The organism is Massilia sp. (assembly GCF_046293535.1).
Lineage (GTDB): Bacteria > Pseudomonadota > Gammaproteobacteria > Burkholderiales > Burkholderiaceae_D > Telluria.
The window spans coordinates 1-15,754 of the sequence record NZ_JBKBOV010000066.1 but is presented as its reverse complement, the minus strand read 5'-3'; the positions used below and the strand labels follow the sequence as shown (position 1 = coordinate 15,754).

General features: G+C 67.5%; 16 protein-coding genes and 1 tRNA gene. 8 read left to right on the top strand and 9 right to left on the bottom strand.

The annotated features are described in order from the left end of the window. A partial coding sequence (locus ACK4S9_RS22310) for an ATP-binding protein (RefSeq protein WP_409729991.1) occupies positions 1–2,006 on the bottom strand: 2,006 nt, incomplete at its 3' end. Between the two features lie 282 nt (positions 2,007–2,288). On the opposite strand from ACK4S9_RS22310, the gene ACK4S9_RS22305 reads away from it, so the two are divergent. Continuing rightward, the gene (locus ACK4S9_RS22305) at positions 2,289–3,326 is read left to right on the top strand and encodes an FkbM family methyltransferase (RefSeq protein ID WP_409729989.1); all 1,038 of its coding nucleotides are present in this window, start codon (positions 2,289–2,291) and stop codon (positions 3,324–3,326) included. Positions 3,327–3,379: 53 nt separating this feature from the next. Here ACK4S9_RS22305 and ACK4S9_RS22300 read toward each other — a convergent pair whose 3' ends face one another. After that, entirely contained in the window at positions 3,380–3,586 is a 207-nt protein-coding gene (locus ACK4S9_RS22300) for a YbdD/YjiX family protein (protein WP_409729993.1), read from the bottom strand. Further along, positions 3,586–5,652, bottom strand: a complete 2,067-nt coding sequence (locus tag ACK4S9_RS22295; protein ID WP_409729987.1) for a carbon starvation CstA family protein — start codon at positions 5,650–5,652, stop codon at positions 3,586–3,588. Before ACK4S9_RS22295 ends, ACK4S9_RS22300 begins: the two co-directional genes overlap by 1 nt. 219 nt (positions 5,653–5,871) lie before the next feature. Here ACK4S9_RS22295 and ACK4S9_RS22290 point away from each other — a divergent pair, with 219 nt between their 5' ends. The 5 genes from ACK4S9_RS22290 (at position 5,872) to ACK4S9_RS22270 (ending at position 11,349) form a co-directional block, all read left to right on the top strand. Continuing rightward, positions 5,872–7,236, top strand: a complete 1,365-nt coding sequence (locus ACK4S9_RS22290; protein ID WP_409729985.1) for a cache domain-containing protein — start codon at positions 5,872–5,874, stop codon at positions 7,234–7,236. Then, positions 7,233–7,883 carry a response regulator transcription factor gene (locus ACK4S9_RS22285; RefSeq protein ID WP_409729983.1) on the top strand — a complete coding sequence of 217 codons (651 nt, stop codon included), beginning with the start codon at positions 7,233–7,235 and terminating at the stop codon, positions 7,881–7,883. Before ACK4S9_RS22290 ends, ACK4S9_RS22285 begins: the two co-directional genes overlap by 4 nt. Before the next feature lie 96 nt (positions 7,884–7,979). Further along, on the top strand, positions 7,980–9,152 hold the full coding sequence (locus ACK4S9_RS22280) for an EAL and HDOD domain-containing protein (protein ID WP_409729981.1): 1,173 nt from the start codon (positions 7,980–7,982) through the stop codon (positions 9,150–9,152). A 1-nt stretch (position 9,153) separates the two neighbouring features. Further along, positions 9,154–11,199 (top strand): putative bifunctional diguanylate cyclase/phosphodiesterase, encoded by a 2,046-nt coding sequence (locus tag ACK4S9_RS22275; protein ID WP_409729979.1) that lies wholly within the window; start codon positions 9,154–9,156, stop codon positions 11,197–11,199. Between the two features lie 60 nt (positions 11,200–11,259). Further along, positions 11,260–11,349 (top strand) — tRNA-Ser (locus ACK4S9_RS22270). Positions 11,350–11,406: 57 nt separating this feature from the next. Here ACK4S9_RS22270 and ACK4S9_RS22265 read toward each other — a convergent pair. From ACK4S9_RS22265 to ACK4S9_RS22245, 5 genes are read right to left on the bottom strand one after another with little or no spacing between them, the layout of a single operon-like run. Further along, positions 11,407–12,108, bottom strand: a complete 702-nt coding sequence (locus tag ACK4S9_RS22265; protein WP_409729977.1) for an MBL fold metallo-hydrolase — start codon at positions 12,106–12,108, stop codon at positions 11,407–11,409. A gap of 24 nt (positions 12,109–12,132) precedes the next feature. Further along, positions 12,133–12,927: a sulfite exporter TauE/SafE family protein gene (locus ACK4S9_RS22260; protein WP_409729975.1), complete on the bottom strand. Its 795-nt coding sequence runs from the start codon at positions 12,925–12,927 to the stop codon at positions 12,133–12,135. Positions 12,928–12,980: 53 nt separating this feature from the next. Next, on the bottom strand, positions 12,981–13,418 hold the full coding sequence (locus tag ACK4S9_RS22255; RefSeq protein ID WP_409729973.1) for a YeeE/YedE family protein: 438 nt from the start codon (positions 13,416–13,418) through the stop codon (positions 12,981–12,983). A gap of 11 nt (positions 13,419–13,429) precedes the next feature. Further along, entirely contained in the window at positions 13,430–13,861 is a 432-nt protein-coding gene (locus tag ACK4S9_RS22250) for a YeeE/YedE family protein (protein WP_409729971.1), read from the bottom strand. After that, a complete protein-coding gene (locus ACK4S9_RS22245; protein WP_409729969.1) occupies positions 13,858–14,190 on the bottom strand; it encodes a metalloregulator ArsR/SmtB family transcription factor in 333 nt (110 codons plus the stop codon). The genes ACK4S9_RS22250 and ACK4S9_RS22245 overlap by 4 nt, the downstream gene beginning before the upstream one ends. 98 nt (positions 14,191–14,288) lie before the next feature. Here ACK4S9_RS22245 and ACK4S9_RS22240 point away from each other — a divergent pair, with 98 nt between their 5' ends. After that, complete coding sequence (locus ACK4S9_RS22240) at positions 14,289–14,453, top strand: beta-lactamase hydrolase domain-containing protein (protein WP_409729968.1); 165 nt, start codon at positions 14,289–14,291, stop codon at positions 14,451–14,453. Between the two features lie 111 nt (positions 14,454–14,564). Beyond that, positions 14,565–15,314 carry an MBL fold metallo-hydrolase gene (locus ACK4S9_RS22235; RefSeq protein WP_409729966.1) on the top strand — a complete coding sequence of 250 codons (750 nt, stop codon included), beginning with the start codon at positions 14,565–14,567 and terminating at the stop codon, positions 15,312–15,314. Between the two features lie 27 nt (positions 15,315–15,341). On the opposite strand, the gene ACK4S9_RS22230 is transcribed toward ACK4S9_RS22235, so the two are convergent. Continuing rightward, the coding region (locus ACK4S9_RS22230) for a hypothetical protein (protein ID WP_409729965.1) at positions 15,342–15,754 on the bottom strand (413 nt) is incomplete at its 5' end.

Genomic DNA, 15,754 nt, shown 5'->3' with positions numbered 1-15,754 from the left:
AGCGGCCCCCAGTCCGGCGCCGGGCCCGCCGTGCCGCCGGGTGCATGCAGGCGCGCCGCGCAGGCGGTCAGACAGGCGACCATGTCGGCCGCGCGCGCCGGCTTGACCAGCTGGTAGGCGACGCCGGCGGCGCGGCGCTGCACCGGATCCGCCGCCAGGCGCTCGGGGCTGACCAGCACCAGGTGGGTGGCGCGCGCGTCGGCATCGGCCTTGATCGAGGCGGCCAGCGCCAGGCCGCTGGTGTGGGTCATTTCCATGTCGATGACGGCGGCGTCGTAGGGCCGGCCGCTTCTTGCCGCGCTCAGCAGGCGCTCGTAGCCCGCGGCCGCGCTGGCGGCGCCGTCGGCGCTGGCGCGCCAGGCCCGGAGCTGCTGGGCCAGGTCTTCGCGGGTTTCCTCCTGTTCGTCCACCACCAGCACGCGCAGGCCCTCCAGCGTGTGCTGGCGGTGGCCGGGCGCATCCGGGTCGACCCGGCGCTTGTCGAAGCTGACCGTGAACCAGAAGATCGAGCCGCGCGTGGGTGCGTTGTCGACGCCGATGGCGCCGCCCATCAGTTCCACCAGCTGCTTCGAGATCGCCAGGCCCAGCCCGGTGCCGCCGTAGCGCCGCGTGGTGGAATCGTCGGCCTGCGAGAAAGCCTCGAACAGGCGCGCCCGCGCCTCGCGCGAAATGCCGATGCCGGTGTCGTGCACCTCGAAGCGCAGCATCACCGACTGGGTGTCTTCGCCGGCCACGCGCACCCGCGCCAGGATGCGGCCTTGCTCGGTGAACTTGATGGCATTGCCGAGCAGGTTGGCCATGATCTGGCGCAGCCGGTTCGGGTCGCCGCAGATCGCCACCGGGATGTCGTTGGCGATGTCGAAGTCGAAGCCGATGCCCTTGCCCGCCGCCTGCGGGGTGTAGACGTTGTGGAGGTCGTCCAGCAGGTCCCACAGGTTGAAGTTGATGTACTCGATGGTCAGCTTGCCGGCCTCGATCTTCGAGAAGTCGAGGATGTCGTTGATGATCACCAAGAGGTGCTCGCCCGAGCGCTTGACCAAGGTGGTGTAGTTGCGCTGGGCCTCGGTGAGCGGGGTCGCCAGCAGCATCTCGGTCATCCCCAGCACGCCGTTCATCGGAGTGCGGATCTCGTGGCTCATGGTGGCGAGGAAGGCGCTCTTGGCGCGGCTGGCGGCTTCGGCGGCGTTCTTGGCCTTTTCCAGCTGCTCCGTGCGCACCCCGACCTGGCGTTCCAGCTCGTCGCGGTGGTGCAGCAGGGCTGCCCCGCGGTCCTCGATCTGGGCCATCATGGTGTTGAAGCTGTCGATCAGTTGCCCCAGTTCGTCGGTGCGCTGGTGGGGGATGCGCAGGCTGTAGTTCTGGCTGATCGACACCTTCTGCGCGGCCTGGATCAGCTTGGTCACGGGTTCGGCGATGCTGCGCTTGAAGCGGCCGGCCATGGCCACCGCGACCACCAGCGAGACCAGCATCGCCAGGCCCATCACCGCCAGGCCGGCGAGGATGTCGATCCAGGTCGCGACCAGGTCGGTCTCGATCATCACCACGCCCACCTGCAGTTCGCCGGCCGTCACCGGCAGGTACAGGCGCATGCGCGGCGACAGCAGCGACTGGCCGCTGGCGCTGGCCGCGGCCAGGGCGTCGGCGTCGATGCCGTCCAGCGCCTCGGGCGGCACCAGGTCTTCGGTCGGGCTGTCGCTGGCGGAGACGTACTGCGCGAAGGGCTTGCCGTTGCGGTCGTACAGGACGGCGGAGGCGATGTCGCTCTTGGCCGCCAGCGCGCCGAGCGCACTGCTGGCGCGCGCACGGTCGCGCAGCAGCAGGTAGTCGGCGCTGCTGGCCGCGATGACCTGGGCGAAGGTCCGCAACTGCATCGCCTCGTCCTTGCGGTGGTTCGCCACCGAGGTCGCGGCAAAGGTCGCGAACACGAACAGCAGGGCGGTCGCGGTCGAGAGCAGCGAGATGATGGTCAGCTTCTGGTTCAGGCTGGAGCGCTCGAAGTTCGGCATTCTGATCCCGCAGGCACGGCGGAGCGGCCCGGCACCGGACGACGCAGGGCTTCCTTTGCGGAATGCAAATTCCCGCAAGAAAAAAATATACGTTCAAGGGGGGAGGGTGGCGTTGACAGATATCAATGTACCTAGGGCAAATAATCATCCCGGGTGCGTGCACCGTGTGCGCTTTCCTCGTGCACCTCTGATCTTCACTAAGCCCGCCGCTCTCTTCGCGCCTAGACTCGGAGCGTTTGGACCCCTGCAGGACCGGTCCGCCACGACGACCAGGAGACCAGCATGAACCTGACCACGCGCATCCTCGACAACCTGCAACTCCCCAGGAAGCGGCCAGCCGACGGCCCGGCCGGCCCCGCCACGGCGACGCAGGCCGCGGCGCCGGCAGCCCCGCCTTTCATCGACCAGATCAACATCGTTCATACCGCCCTGTTCGGCTGGCCTTGCGACCAGTTGACGCCGCTCGACGACTACCTGGCCTGCGATGACATCCGCCAGGTCGGGCTCAGGATGCTCGATTCCCACCGCTTCCGCTGGGACATCCGCGACAAGATCGGCCTGTGGCCCCACGACAAATGGGTGCTGGCCGATTACCGCGGCCTGCAGATCTGGGTGAACCTGTTCGACGGATTCGTCTCGTTCGGCGTCCTGCACGGCAACTGGGAAAACGCCGAGGTCGACTTCATGCTGTCGTGGCTTAGCGAAGGAGACGGCGTCATCGACGCCGGCGCGAACATCGGGGTGTTCACGCTCCAGGCCGCCAGAGCGGTGGGGGAGAGCGGCCGCGTGTATGCCTTCGAGCCGATGCGCACCACCTTCGACATGCTGGCGCGCAGCGTGCGCGCCAACGGCTTCGAGGGGCGCTGTTCGCTCCATCGCGCAGGCCTGGGCGCGAGCGAAGGCGAGGGCTCCTTCCACCTGAGCGCGCACGCGACCAACCCGGGGAGCTCCTTCATCTCGGCCGGTGCGCACGGCGAGCGCATCCGCATCCGGCCGCTCGATTCGGTCGACTACGACCGCCGCATCCGCTTCATCAAGATGGATGTCGAGGGCTTCGAGCCGCACATCATCCGCGGCGCCACCAGGACGCTTGCCGAGCATGCCCCGGTCATCCTGACCGAGTTCTTCCCGCGCGCGCTGCGCGAGATCGGCGGCATCTCCGGGCCCGGCTACGTGGCGATGCTGGAACAACTGGGCTACGCCATGACGGTCTTCACGGCCGACGGCAGCCCTGGCGAAACGGTGAGCTCGGCCGACGCCCATCGTTTCGACGACATCGCGGCGCCCATCAATCTGGTCTGCCTTCCCGCCGGTCGCTGAAATAACAAGAGGACGCCGCAGCGTCCCCTTGTTACTCTTGCGGCAAGCAGACTTCAGCAGCAGGTCGCCCGCTTGCCGCCGTAGCGCGCTTCCTGGCGCTCCCGGAAGAACTCCTCGTAGCTCATCGGCGTCTGGTCCGGATGGGTACGTTCCATGTGCGCCAGGTAGGTGTCGTACTCGGGCAGGCCGACCATCAGGCGCATGCTCTGCCCGAGGTACTTGCCCGCCTCCTTGCCAGCCTCCAGCAGGGCGCCGAACATCATTGCACCTGTGCGGTGGGCATGGCGACGTACGGCGTCTCCTTGGCGGTCGGGGCGTTGCTTGCCCGAGCCGCCATGACGGTGCGCACACCGTAGACCAGCACCGCCAGCACCACGAACATGAAGAAGCCCGACAGCGTCGCGTTGACGTAGTCGTTGAAGATGATGCGCTCCATCTGCTCGATGGTCTTGGCCGGGGCCAGCACCGTGCCGGCGTCGTGCGCGGCCTGGAACTTGTCGGCGTGGGCCAGGAAACCGACCTTCGGATCGGCGGCGAAAATCTTCTGCCAGCCGGCGGTGAGCGTGCAGGCCAGCAGCCACAGGGTCGGCACGACCGTGATCCAGGCGTATTGCGCGCGCTTCATCTTGTACAGCACGCAGGTGCCCAGCATCAGCGCGATACCGGCCAGCATCTGGTTGGCGATGCCGAACAGCGGCCACAGGGTATTGATGCCGCCCAGCGGGTCGACCACGCCCTGGTACAGGAAGTAGCCCCAGGCGGCCACGCACAGGCCGGTGGCCAGCAGGTTGGCCGGCAGCGACTCGGTGCGCTTGAGCGAGGGGGCAAAGGCGCCCAGCAGGTCCTGCAGCATGAAGCGGCCGGCGCGGGTGCCCGCATCCACCGCGGTCAGGATGAACAGGGCCTCGAACAGGATCGCGAAGTGGTACCAGAAGGCCATCATGGCCTGGCCGCCGATCACGTTCGACAGGATGTGGGCCATGCCCACGGCCAGGGTCGGCGCGCCGCCGGCGCGCGAGATGATGGTGTTCTCGCCGACGTCCTTGGCCATCTGCTCGAGCGTCTCCGGGGTGATGACGAAGCCCATCTGCGACACGGCGGCCGCTGCCGACTGCGCGGTGGTGCCGAGGATGGCGGCCGGGCTGTTCATGGCGAAATAGACGCCCGGGTCGATGGTGGACGCCGCCACCAGCGCCATGATGGCCACGAAGGATTCCATCAGCATGCCGCCGTAGCCGATGAAGCGGGCGTGGGTCTCGTTCTCGATCATCTTCGGGGTGGTGCCCGAGGAGATCAGCGCGTGGAAGCCCGACACCGCGCCGCAGGCGATGGTGATGAACAGGAAGGGGAACAGGTTGCCCGACCATACCGGGCCGCTGCCATCGATGAACTTGGTCACGGCCGGCATGCGCAGGTCCGGGGCGACGATGAGGATGCCGATCGCCAGCGCCACGATGGTGCCGATCTTCAGGAAGGTGGACAGGTAGTCGCGCGGCGCCAGCAGCAGCCACACCGGGATGACCGAGGCGATGAAGCCGTAGCCGATCAGCATCCAGGTGAGCTGGGTGCCGGTGAAGTCGAACATCGGGCCCCAGGTCGGCGACTCGTGCACCCACTGGCCGCCGACGATGGCCAGCATCAGGAGCACGAAGCCGATGATCGACACTTCGCCGATGCGGCCGACGCGCACGTAGCGCGAATACAGGCCCATGAACAGCGCGATCGGGATGGTGGCCATCACGGTGAAGCTGCCCCACGGCGAGTGGGTCAGCGCCTTGACCACGATGAGCGCCAGCACCGCCAGGATGATCACCATGATCATGAAGGTGCCCAGCAGCGCGATCAGGCCGGGGATCTCGCCCATCTCGGACTTGATCAGGTCGCCGAGCGAGCGGCCGTCGCGGCGGGTCGACATGAACAGCACGATGAAGTCCTGGACGGCGCCGGCGAAGACGACGCCGGCCAGGATCCACATCATGCTCGGCAGGTAGCCCATCTGGGCCGCCAGCACCGGGCCGACCAGCGGACCGGCGCCGGCGATCGCCGCGAAGTGGTGGCCGTACAGGACGTATTTGTTGGTCGGGACGTAGTCCAGGCCGTCGTTGTACTTGTAGGCGGGGGTCTGGCGCTTGGGGTCGAGTTGCAGCGCCTTGTAGGCGATGAACTTGCTGTAGAAGCGGTAGGCGATCAGGTAGACGCAGACTGCCGCTGCGACGATCCAGATCGCGTTGATGGTCTCGCCTTGCTTGACGGCGATGAAACCGAGCGAAAATGCGCCCAGGATCGACAGGGCGATCCAGCCGAGCGCGCTCGACATGCTTTTCATGGTGCTCCTCCGAGGATGGATTGACGACTTCTTGTGGCCGGTCGCGTACCCGTTCGACCGGCGGTTTTTTGGACAGCCTGCCGGAGAGTATGTTGCACCAATATCAGCGCCACAAGCGCACCATTACGCAGGGCCTGCGTAGTACTACGTAGAAGGAGCGCCCGGCAATTCATCCATTTCCCTCGTAAAATGTTGGACTGAATTGTTGGGAGAAACAGGATGCGCTTGAGGCAGAAGGTGATCGTGCTGGCGATCGGGCCGCTGATCGTGGCCTTGTGCGCCATCGCCCTGTTCGTGCGCCAGCAGGCCGCCGAGCTGGCCCGGCAGCAACGCGCCACCATCCAGCGCGCCTACCTGGCCAGCAAGGAGGCCGAGTTGCGCCACTACGTGGCCCTGGCCACGCAGGCGATCGGCCACCTGGTGCAGTCGGGGCGCAGCGACCCCGCCACCCTGGAAGAGGCCAAGCGCATCCTCGGTTCGCTGAGCTTCGGCGAGGACGGCTATTTCTTCGTCTACGACATGCGGGGCCGCAACCTGATGCACCCGCGCCAGCCCGAGCTGGTCGGCACCGACATGTGGAACTGGGTCGACGCCAGGGGCGTGCCGACCATCCAGCGCCTGATCGAACGCGCGCGCGCCGGCGGCGGCTTTCACCGCTATACCTGGGCCAAGCCTTCTTCGGATCGGGCGGCGCCCAAGCTCGGCTACGTGGTGCCGGTGGCGCACTGGGGCTGGATGATGGGCACCGGGATCTACCTGGACGACGTCGAGGCCGCGCTGGCCCAGGTCGATGCCCAGCAGTCGCGCAACATCGGCGAAACGCTGCTGTGGATCGCCGGCCTGGCCGTGCTGGCATCGAGCGCGGTAGCCTGCGGCGGCGTGGTGCTCAACCTGCGCGAGTTGCGCGTGGCCGACGCCAAGCTCAAGGCGCTGGCCCAGCGCGTGGTCGAGTCGCAGGAGGACGAACGGGCGCGCCTGTCGCGCGACCTGCACGACGGGATCAGCCAGGCGCTGGTCTCGGTCAAGCTGCAGCTCGAAGCGGGCATCATCCGCCTGGACGGCGACCCGGCCCAGCAGCGCCAGGCGCGCGGCGCGCTCGAGCGCACCGTGGAGCAGGTGAAATCGGTGCTGGGCGAAGTGCGCCGCATCTCGCACGACCTGCGTCCGGCGCTGCTGGACGACCTGGGCCTGGCGCCGGCGCTCGACTACCTGGCGAGCGAGTTCGGGCGCCATACCGGCACGCCGGTGCGCTTTCGAACGGAAGGGACGGTGGACAGCCTGCCCGAGATGGCCGGCACGGTGCTGTTTCGCATCGCCCAGGAGGCGCTGACCAACGTCGAACGCCATGCCGGCGCGCACCGGGTGGAGGTGAGCCTGGTACGGCGCGGGCGCTGCCTGACGCTCAGCATCGCCGACGATGGCGGCGGCTTCGACCCCCACCACATCGCGCTGCACCCGCAGCGCGGCATCGGCCTGCGCAACATGATGGAAAGGATGGAAGCGATCGGCGGCCGGCTGGCGATCGATTCCTCGCCGCTCGGCACCCGCGTGGTGGCCGGCATCGATTTGAAAGAGCAGACATGAGTGAAGCTTCGGAAATCAGGATCCTGCTGGTGGACGACCATCCCCTGGTGCGCGACGGCCTGCGCGCGCGCCTGGAAGCCGCGCCGCGCCTGCGCGTGGTGGGCGAGGCCGGATCCGGCCAGCAAGCCATCGAGCAGGCCGGCGACTGCCGGCCCGACCTGGTGCTGATGGACGTGAACATGAAGGGCGGCAGCGGCATCGACGCCACCGCGCGCCTGCTCCAGCACTATCCCGGCATCGCGGTGCTGATCCTGTCGATGCACGACAAGCCGGAATACGTCACCCAGGCGATCCAGGCCGGCGCGCGCGGCTACGTGCTCAAGGATGCGCCGGGCAAGGACATCGTGCTGGCCATCGATACCGTGATGGGCGGCGGCATCTACTATAGCGCCGCGCTGGCGCGCCAGTTGGCCTGCCCGGCCGCATCCGGCGACATCCTGACCGCGCGCGAACAGGAGGTACTGGACCAGATCGCCGGCGGCCAGTCGAACAAGCAGATCGCCCGCGTGCTCGACCTGTCGGTGCGCACCGTCGAAACCCACCGCCTGAACATCAAGCGCAAGCTCGGCATCGAAGGGCAGGCGGAACTGATCCGCTTCGCCATCCAGCGGGCCGACAACCGCGGTTACGCCGGACCATGTACATGAAGTATCTCTAAAGAAATAAAAGATGTTGCTTTCTGATAATCTGTCGAATAAGATTGACCGAATATCACTCAGAGCCTGAGTTTCGAAAGCATAAAAATGGCCGAGCTGGACCCTCACTCGTTTCCGCTGGTAGCAATCGACCCGGTCGCCAATGGGCAGAACGAGTGGGTCGCGCTTTGCCTGCGGGTCGAGGGCGGCATCGACCTGCAGCAGCGCCTGCAGGCGGTGTTCGGCAATCCCGACCTGCTGGCCGCGATCGCCCCGCTCGACGCTCTCCTGCTGCTCGACCATCCCGCCGCCTTGAGTCCGCCGGTACTGGCCCTGATGCCGGCCAACCGCATCGGCTTCGTCGTGTCCGCCGCTGCCCTGCTTGACGACGGCGTGGCGCGCCGCCTCACCGAACTGCACGAACTCGGCTACCGCCTGTGGCTGGACGGAGCGCCGCCCCAAGGCGTCAAGCCGCCGCCGGCGCTGCGCACCATCGCGCGCGACTGCGTGCGCGACCCGCAGCCGGCCGGGCGCCTGGCCGCGCTGTTCGGACCGCACCTGGCGCGCCGCGTCGACAGCGCAGCCGCGTTCACGCACAGCGAGATGGCCGGCTTCGACTGGTTCAGCGGCGACTATCCGTACGACCCGCTGCTGGCCGGCGCCGACCGGCAGGACGGCAGCTCGAGGCGGCGCATCCTGACCCTGCTCGGCCTGCTGTCGCGCGACGCCGATTCGCGCGAGCTCGAGCAGCAGCTCAAGCAGGACCCGACCCTGTCCTATCACCTGCTCAAGCTGGTCAATTCGGCCGCGTTTGCCGTGAGCACCCAGATCACCAGCTTCAACCAGGCCATCAACCTGCTCGGCCGGCGCCAGTTGCAGCGCTGGCTGCAGCTGCTGCTGTACGCGCGCCAGCAGGCCGACGGCCTGCCGAACCTGCTGCTGCCGCTGGCGGCACGCCGCGCGGCGCAGCTGGAAGCGCTGTGCAAGGCGGGCGGGGGAGGGCGCGACGTGTGCGACCTGGCCTTCATGACCGGCGTGTTCTCGCTGCTCGACCGCTTGCTGCACATGCCGATGGCCGAGATTGTCGCCGACCTGAACCTGCCGGAGCACGTCTCCGAGGCGCTGCTGGCGCGCAGCGGCGAGCTGGGTAGCTGGTTGCGCCTGACGGAAACCCATCCCTCCCTCGAGGCCCTCAACGCTGCGGGCCTCGATCCCGCCGACTGGTGGAACAGCCAGTTGAATGCCTATCACTGGGCCATCCAGGTGGGACGGAATGTCTGACATGCAGGCGCTCGTAGCGATTGACGCATCACTCGATTTCGTCGGCGCCACGACCGCCGCCAGCGACGCCGTCCTGCGCCTGCGCGGCGCCGCCCTCTACGATGAACTGGGCCGCGTCGCGGCCGCGCTGCTGGGCAGCCCGGTCGGGCGCTTCCTGCCGGGCGCCGGCGTCGGCGGCCTGCAGGGCACGTTCCAGGTGCTGCGCCAGGCGGTGGCAGGCGCGTCGGAACAGTTCGGCGTCTACGAAGTGGCGGGCCGCGACGCCTACACCAGCGACGATGCGCGCCGGCTGGCCGGCCTGGCCCACCTGACCGCCTCGCTGCTGCAGGTGCATTCGCTGGCGGTGCGCTCGACCCATGCCTATGCGCAGATGGAGGCGCAGCTGGCGCACCAGTCGCAGATCCTGGACCAGATCCACGAGTCGGTGCTGACCATGGACCAGATGGGCTACATCACCAGCTGGAACCGCGGCGCCGAGGAGCTGTTCGGCTATACCGCGCTGGAGGCCATCGGCCGCAACATCCTGTTCCTGTACGCCGACGAGGACGACGGCTTCGACGACGATTTCGCGGAGAACGGCGGGCGCATGATGGAAGTGCGGCGCCGGAAGAAATCGGGCGAGGTGTTCTGGGCCAGCCTGTCGCTGTCGCCCTTGCGCGACCTGGCCGAACGTCCGATCGGCCTGATCGCCTACCTCACCGACATCACGGAACGAAAACAGGCCGAGGAGCAGCTGCACCACCTGGCTTATTACGACGAACTCACCGGCCTGCCGAACCGCACGCTGTTCGCGCGCCTGGTCGACCAGGCCCTGATGGTCGCGCAGCGCAACGAGGCGGCCGGCTGCGTGCTGTTCATCGACCTGAACCGCTTCAAGCGCATCAACGACACCCTGGGTCGCAGGATCGGAGACGAACTGTTGCGCCAGGCGGCCCAGCGCTTCCGCGCCACCTTGCGCGACGAGGACGTGGTGGCGCGCCTGTCCGGCGACGAATTCGCGGTGGGCCTGTTCGACATCCGCCAGCACTTCGAGGCCACCACGGTGGCGCAGAAGCTGCAGGCGGCCCTGGATGCGCCCTTCCTGATCGGCGGCCACGACCTGCGCGTGGGCGCCAGCATCGGCATCAGCGTCTACCCCCAGGACGGCAGCGAGGCCGAGACCCTGCTGGGGCTGGCGGACATCGCGATGGAGCGCGCCAAGCAGTTGGACGCCAACCCGGACCGCAGCGTCGCCTTCTACAGCCAGGACATGAACCAGGGCATGCAGGAGCGCATGCGCATCGAATCCGGACTGCGCCAGGCGCTCGGCAACGGCGAGCTGACCCTGTATTACCAGCCGAAGTTCGAGCTCGGCAGCGACCGCGTGGTCGGCGCCGAGGCCCTGGTGCGCTGGGTGCATCCGACCCGCGGGATCGTGCCCCCCGGCGAATTCATTCCGCTGGCCGAGAGCACCGGCCTGATCGTGCAGGTGGGCGAGTGGGTGCTGGAGCAGGCTTGCGCCCAGGCCGCGATCTGGCAGCGCGCCGGCATCGCGCCGCTGCGCCTGGCGGTGAACGTGTCGGCGCGCGAGTTCACGCCTTCGCTCCCGGGCCGCGTGGCCGACACCCTGGCGCGCTACGGGCTGGACGCCTCGTGGCTGGAGCTGGAGATCACCGAGAGCACGCTGATGCACGATTTCGAGCGCGTGACGGCGATCATGGACCGCATCCACCAGCTGGGCGTGGCGCTGTCGCTGGATGACTTCGGCACCGGCTATTCGAGCCTGTCCTACCTGAAGCGCTTCCCGATCGACACTCTGAAGATCGACCGCTCGTTCACCTTCGGGATCCCGGACGATCCGAGCGACTGCGCGATCGCGGGAACCATCGTCAGCATGGCGCAGCAGCTCGGCCTGCGCGTGATCGCGGAGGGCGTGGAGACGCTCGAGCAGTTGGCCTTCCTGCGCGCCTCGGGCTGCGACGAGGTGCAGGGCTACCTGTACAGCAAGCCGCTGCCGGCGGGAGAGTTCGAGCGTTGTCTGCGGGAGAACTGGTTGCTGGTGGGCTGAGGGAGTGAGCAGAATCGCTGCCCGGCATGGATGAATTAGGTATAATGCCGGTTCCTCATGGGAAGCGTGGCCGAGTGGTTGAAGGCAGCAGTCTTGAAAACTGCCGACGGGGGAACCCGTTCGTGAGTTCGAATCTCACCGCTTCCGCCAAGCATACCGAAGCAGAGCTCCAACCCCTGGAGCTCTTTTTCGTTTACCGCATGAGGGTCACGCCCCGTGCGGTAGTCCCAGATTCTGGTTGGCCGGCACCGCCATATCGATCAGGGTCGGCCTGGGCAGATTCAGTTCCCCCATCAGGCGCACGAAGTCGTCCCGGCTGCGACCCGCCAGGCGCGCGTTATGCCGCTTTTCCCATCCGATCGTCGACACCGCCTGGCCCTTGTAGTCGTGGGCCGGCCACATGCGGGTGTCGTCCGGCAGCGCGAACAGCTTCTCGTTGACGCTGTCGTACAGGGCGTCCGCACTGCCGCTCTGGAAGTCGGTCCGTCCGCAGCCGTCGATCAGCAGGGTGTCGCCCGTGAACACGTTGCCACGCCAGACATAGCTCATGCTGCCTGCGGTATGGCCCGGCGTGTGCAGCACGCGGATTTCTTCGGCCTTGCCGAAGCGGATCAGTTCACCGTCGTTCAGTTGCAGTTCGGCCGGCAGGATGCCGCAGCCGCTCGGCACCGCGGCCAGCGCGCCGGTCTTCTCGCACAAGCGGCCGGCGGAGGTGACGTGGTCCGCGTGGGCGTGGGTTTCGAGCACGTAGCGCAGGCGCAAGCCCAGGCGCTCGATGTGGCGCAGGTCCCGTTCCCAGTGGCGCTCGACCGGATCGATGATCACCGCATCGGACTCGCCCGGCGCGGCCAGGATGTAGGTGAAGGTCGAGGATTCGGCATCGAACAGCTGGATGGGGTTGATGTTCATGGCGTTCTCCTTACGCATAATCAATCAGATAAAGGCCTTGCCGATCATCCCGAGGGCGACCAGGGCCGAGAGCAGGGCGAAGCCCTGTTGCAGCCGGGGCCCGGCAATGCGCGACGCCAGCGAGCGGCCGCCGAGCATGCCCGCCAGCGCGCCCGCCGCGAACGGCGCCGCGGTCGGCCAGTCGACGGCGCCCTGGGCGGCCGCTGCGGCCACGCCGGCACTGGAAATGATGGCGATCACGGCGAGCGAGGTGGCGACCGCCGACTTGATCGGCAAGTCGGTATAGCGCTGCAGGACGGGAACCATCACGAAGCCGCCGCCGACGCCCAGCAGGCCCGACAGGAAGCCGGCGGCGGCGCCCGACAGGACCAGGGCGCGCGCGCACGGGCGGGACCAGATGAAGCGACCGTCCGCCGCGCCGCGCTTGCACGGCGCCTGGCCCTGGGTGGCGGCGTCGGATGCGGGCGCGGCGGCCTGGCGGTAGGTCCTGAAGGCCACGTACAGCAGGGTCAGGGCGAACAGCACCCCCAGCCAGCGGGCGTCCGCCGCGCGCGCCGCCCACAGTCCGGCCGGCGCGAGCACCATGCCGGCGGCGGCGATGAGCAGGGCGGCGCGGTAGCGCACAATGCCGGCGCGCAGGCCCAGCACGGCGCCGAGCGCGGCCGCCACGCCCACCGCGAGCAGGCCGATCGGGCCGGCTTCGGCGACACCGGCGCCAGTGCCGAAGACCAGCAGCGGAACCGCCAGGATGCCGCCGCCGGCGCCGGTCAGCGCCAGGATCAGGCCAACGACCAGCCCGAGCGCGGCGGCGGTCAGCATGACGGCCCGCGCCGCATGCCTGTTGGCTGGATGGGGACTGGCGCAGGCATGGTTCAGGCGCTCCGGGCGATGCGGCTGGCGCGGGCCCACTCGATCAGCTCGAAGATCGCCATGCCGGCCACCATGGCAATCGTGAACACGAGCGGCTTCGTGCCGCCGGTGGCGAGCGAGGCCAGCGCCGGACCCGGGCAATAGCCGGCCAGGCCCCAGCCGGCGCCGAAGGCGAGCGAGCCGAGCACGAGACGGCGGTCGATCCGGCTCGCGGTGGGCAGGCGCATGGGCGCGCCCAGCAGCGCGCGCTCGCGCTTGCCCGCGAACCAGAACGCCGGCGCGCTCACCAGGATGGCGCCGCCCATCACGAAGGCGAGCGAGGGATCCCAGTTGCCTGTGAGGTCGAGGAAGCCGAGGACCTTGGCGGGGTCGCTCATGCCGCTCACGATCAGTCCGATGCCGAAGATCAGTCCGATGAGCAGTGCTGTCAGGATGTGCATCGTGATTCTCCTTATCCAAGCAGATGGCGTACCACGAAGACGGTGGCAAAGCCGGCCAGCATGAAGGCCGCGGTGGCGGCCAGCGAGCGCGGCGAGCGGCGCGACAGGCCGCACACGCCGTGGCCGCTGGTGCATCCGGCGCCGTAGCGCGTGCCCACGCCGACCAGCAGGCCGGCGGCGACCAGCGTGAGTTCGCCAGCGTCGACGGTCGGCACCGGCAGGGGGTACACGGCGCCGTAGGCGAGCGGCGCGGCGACCAGGCCGAGCAGGAAGGCGATGCGCCAGCCGACGTCGCCGCCGGATGGCCGCAGCAGGCCGCCGAGGATGCCGCTGATGCCCGCGATCCTGCCGTTGAGCAGGATGAAGGCCGCCGCGGCGGCGCCGATGGTCAAGCCGCCGGCGAGCGAGCTCCAGGGGGTGAAATGGACCCAGTCGATGTTCATGGTTTGACTCCTTGGTCTGGCAGGCAGAACTGCTGGTAGAGCACCTGCATGAGCGCCAGCGCTGCCTCGCTGTCGATCCGGTAGAAAACCTGCTTTCCTTCGCGCCGGGTGCTGACCAGCCGTTCTTCGCGCAGCACGCCGAGTTGCTGGGACAAGGTGGGCTGCGTGATGCCCAGCAGGGTCTCGAGCTCGCCCACCGCGTATTCACCCTGGCTCAGCTGGCACAGCAGCAGGAGGCGGTCGGGATTGCCCAATACCTTCAGGAGCGCGCAGGCTTGGGCGGCGGCATTGCGCATCTGCTGCAAATCGAGTTGTTGCGTGTCTGGCATGAAGAGACCTCGTTCAATCTACTGTTTTACATTATATCTGAAAACAATATATTTTACAATATATTGTAGTTTTCTATTTTGATCCCATGGAGGACAGCATGGACATCCGTTATCTCGGCAAGGGCTATGCGGTCGCCGCGCAGCTCGCGCCGGCCGACGTCGCACGCTTGAAGGGGCAGGGCTTCGCCACCCTGGTGTGCAACCGGCCGGACGGCGAGGCCAGCGACCAGCCGTCGTTCGCAGCGATCGCCGCCTCGCGCTAGCGCATCGCTGCGCCGGATAGCGTCTCGGCATCCTATACTGCGGTGATCGGATAGCGCCCTCGGGGCGCCGTGTGAAAGCGAAGCCCAGCCATGCATGTCGAGGAGAACCGCATGATCTTCCGTCAGCTTTTCGAACCCTTGTCGAGCACATATACCTATTTGATCGGCTGCCCCGAGACCGGACAGGCGGTCCTGGTCGACCCTGTGATCGTGACGGTGGAACGCGATCTGGAGGAGCTGCGGCGCCTGGGCCTGACGCTGGCCTGCAGCATCGACACCCACGTCCATGCCGATCACATCACGGCTGCGCTGGAACTCAAGAGGCTGGTCGGGAGCAGAATCGCGGCGCCGGCCGCGGAGCGCGTCGAGTGTGCGGACGTCCAGTTAGAGGAAGGGGTGCCGTTCAGGATCGGATCGTTGCAATTCCAGCCCCTGCATACGCCGGGCCACACGTCGGGACATTTTGCCTATGTCCTGGGCGACCGTGTATTCACCGGCGACGCCTTGCTGATCGAGGGATGCGGGCGCACCGACTTCCAGCAGGGCGATACGGATGCGCTGTATCACAGCGTACGGGGAAAGCTGTTCGCGCTGCCCGATGAAACCCTGGTCTACCCGGCGCACGATTATCAGAAAAGGTGGGTCTCCTCGATCATGCAGGAGAAGCAGCGCAATCCCCGACTCGGGGCCGACCGGTCGATCGAAGAATTCCGGCAGATCATGGGGGAGCTCAAGCTGCCGTACCCAAAGTTTATCGACTATGCGGTTCCCGGCAACCAGCAATGCGGTGTATGTCCGGCTGACCTGCCGGAGCACCTCGGCAAATACTGCCGGCAGATGAGCGAGAGTCCGCAAGGCTAGCCGGTCGGTCTCCTGCGCCTGCCCTTGTCACCGTTGGCCATAGGAGGGCTCGCCCGCAGGCGCCAGCACCATCCGCTTGACGAAACGCCGCAGCCGGTAGGTGTGCGCTTCGAAGGGCAGGTGGAACAGGTAGGCGAACACCACGATGGCGACGAACAGCGCCCCGTACACGAGCAGGGACGCGGGGTCAGTTGTCGATAGCGTTTGCCCCCCGATCGGGTCGTGCAAGAACTCGGCCAGGTGAATCAGGGGGTAGTGGATGACATAGAGCGTGAACGAGAACGGCGCCAGCAGTCCGGCAATGTTCGCCAGCCGGTTGCCGATGCGCGCCCGATCCGCCGGAAACTGCAGGCTCGACAGCAGGCAAAGGAAGAGTACGCTGAACAGCAGGTCCTCTGCAAACGTCGCCGCGACCAGGGTGCCGATACTGCCTTTCATTC

What these genes read in the sequence shown, in the direction of transcription:
- ACK4S9_RS22305 (WP_409729989.1), top strand. Translation starts at nt 2,289, where the DNA reads ATGAACCTGACCACGCGCATCCTCGACAACCTGCAACTCCCCAGGAAG.
- ACK4S9_RS22300 (WP_409729993.1), bottom strand. Translation starts at nt 3,586, where the DNA reads ATGTTCGGCGCCCTGCTGGAGGCTGGCAAGGAGGCGGGCAAGTACCTC.
- ACK4S9_RS22295 (WP_409729987.1), bottom strand. Translation starts at nt 5,652, where the DNA reads ATGAAAAGCATGTCGAGCGCGCTCGGCTGGATCGCCCTGTCGATCCTG.
- ACK4S9_RS22290 (WP_409729985.1), top strand. Translation starts at nt 5,872, where the DNA reads ATGCGCTTGAGGCAGAAGGTGATCGTGCTGGCGATCGGGCCGCTGATC.
- ACK4S9_RS22285 (WP_409729983.1), top strand. Translation starts at nt 7,233, where the DNA reads ATGAGTGAAGCTTCGGAAATCAGGATCCTGCTGGTGGACGACCATCCC.
- ACK4S9_RS22280 (WP_409729981.1), top strand. Translation starts at nt 7,980, where the DNA reads ATGGCCGAGCTGGACCCTCACTCGTTTCCGCTGGTAGCAATCGACCCG.
- ACK4S9_RS22275 (WP_409729979.1), top strand. Translation starts at nt 9,154, where the DNA reads ATGCAGGCGCTCGTAGCGATTGACGCATCACTCGATTTCGTCGGCGCC.
- ACK4S9_RS22265 (WP_409729977.1), bottom strand. Translation starts at nt 12,108, where the DNA reads ATGAACATCAACCCCATCCAGCTGTTCGATGCCGAATCCTCGACCTTC.
- ACK4S9_RS22260 (WP_409729975.1), bottom strand. Translation starts at nt 12,927, where the DNA reads ATGCTGACCGCCGCCGCGCTCGGGCTGGTCGTTGGCCTGATCCTGGCG.
- ACK4S9_RS22255 (WP_409729973.1), bottom strand. Translation starts at nt 13,418, where the DNA reads ATGCACATCCTGACAGCACTGCTCATCGGACTGATCTTCGGCATCGGA.
- ACK4S9_RS22250 (WP_409729971.1), bottom strand. Translation starts at nt 13,861, where the DNA reads ATGAACATCGACTGGGTCCATTTCACCCCCTGGAGCTCGCTCGCCGGC.
- ACK4S9_RS22245 (WP_409729969.1), bottom strand. Translation starts at nt 14,190, where the DNA reads ATGCCAGACACGCAACAACTCGATTTGCAGCAGATGCGCAATGCCGCC.
- ACK4S9_RS22240 (WP_409729968.1), top strand. Translation starts at nt 14,289, where the DNA reads ATGGACATCCGTTATCTCGGCAAGGGCTATGCGGTCGCCGCGCAGCTC.
- ACK4S9_RS22235 (WP_409729966.1), top strand. Translation starts at nt 14,565, where the DNA reads ATGATCTTCCGTCAGCTTTTCGAACCCTTGTCGAGCACATATACCTAT.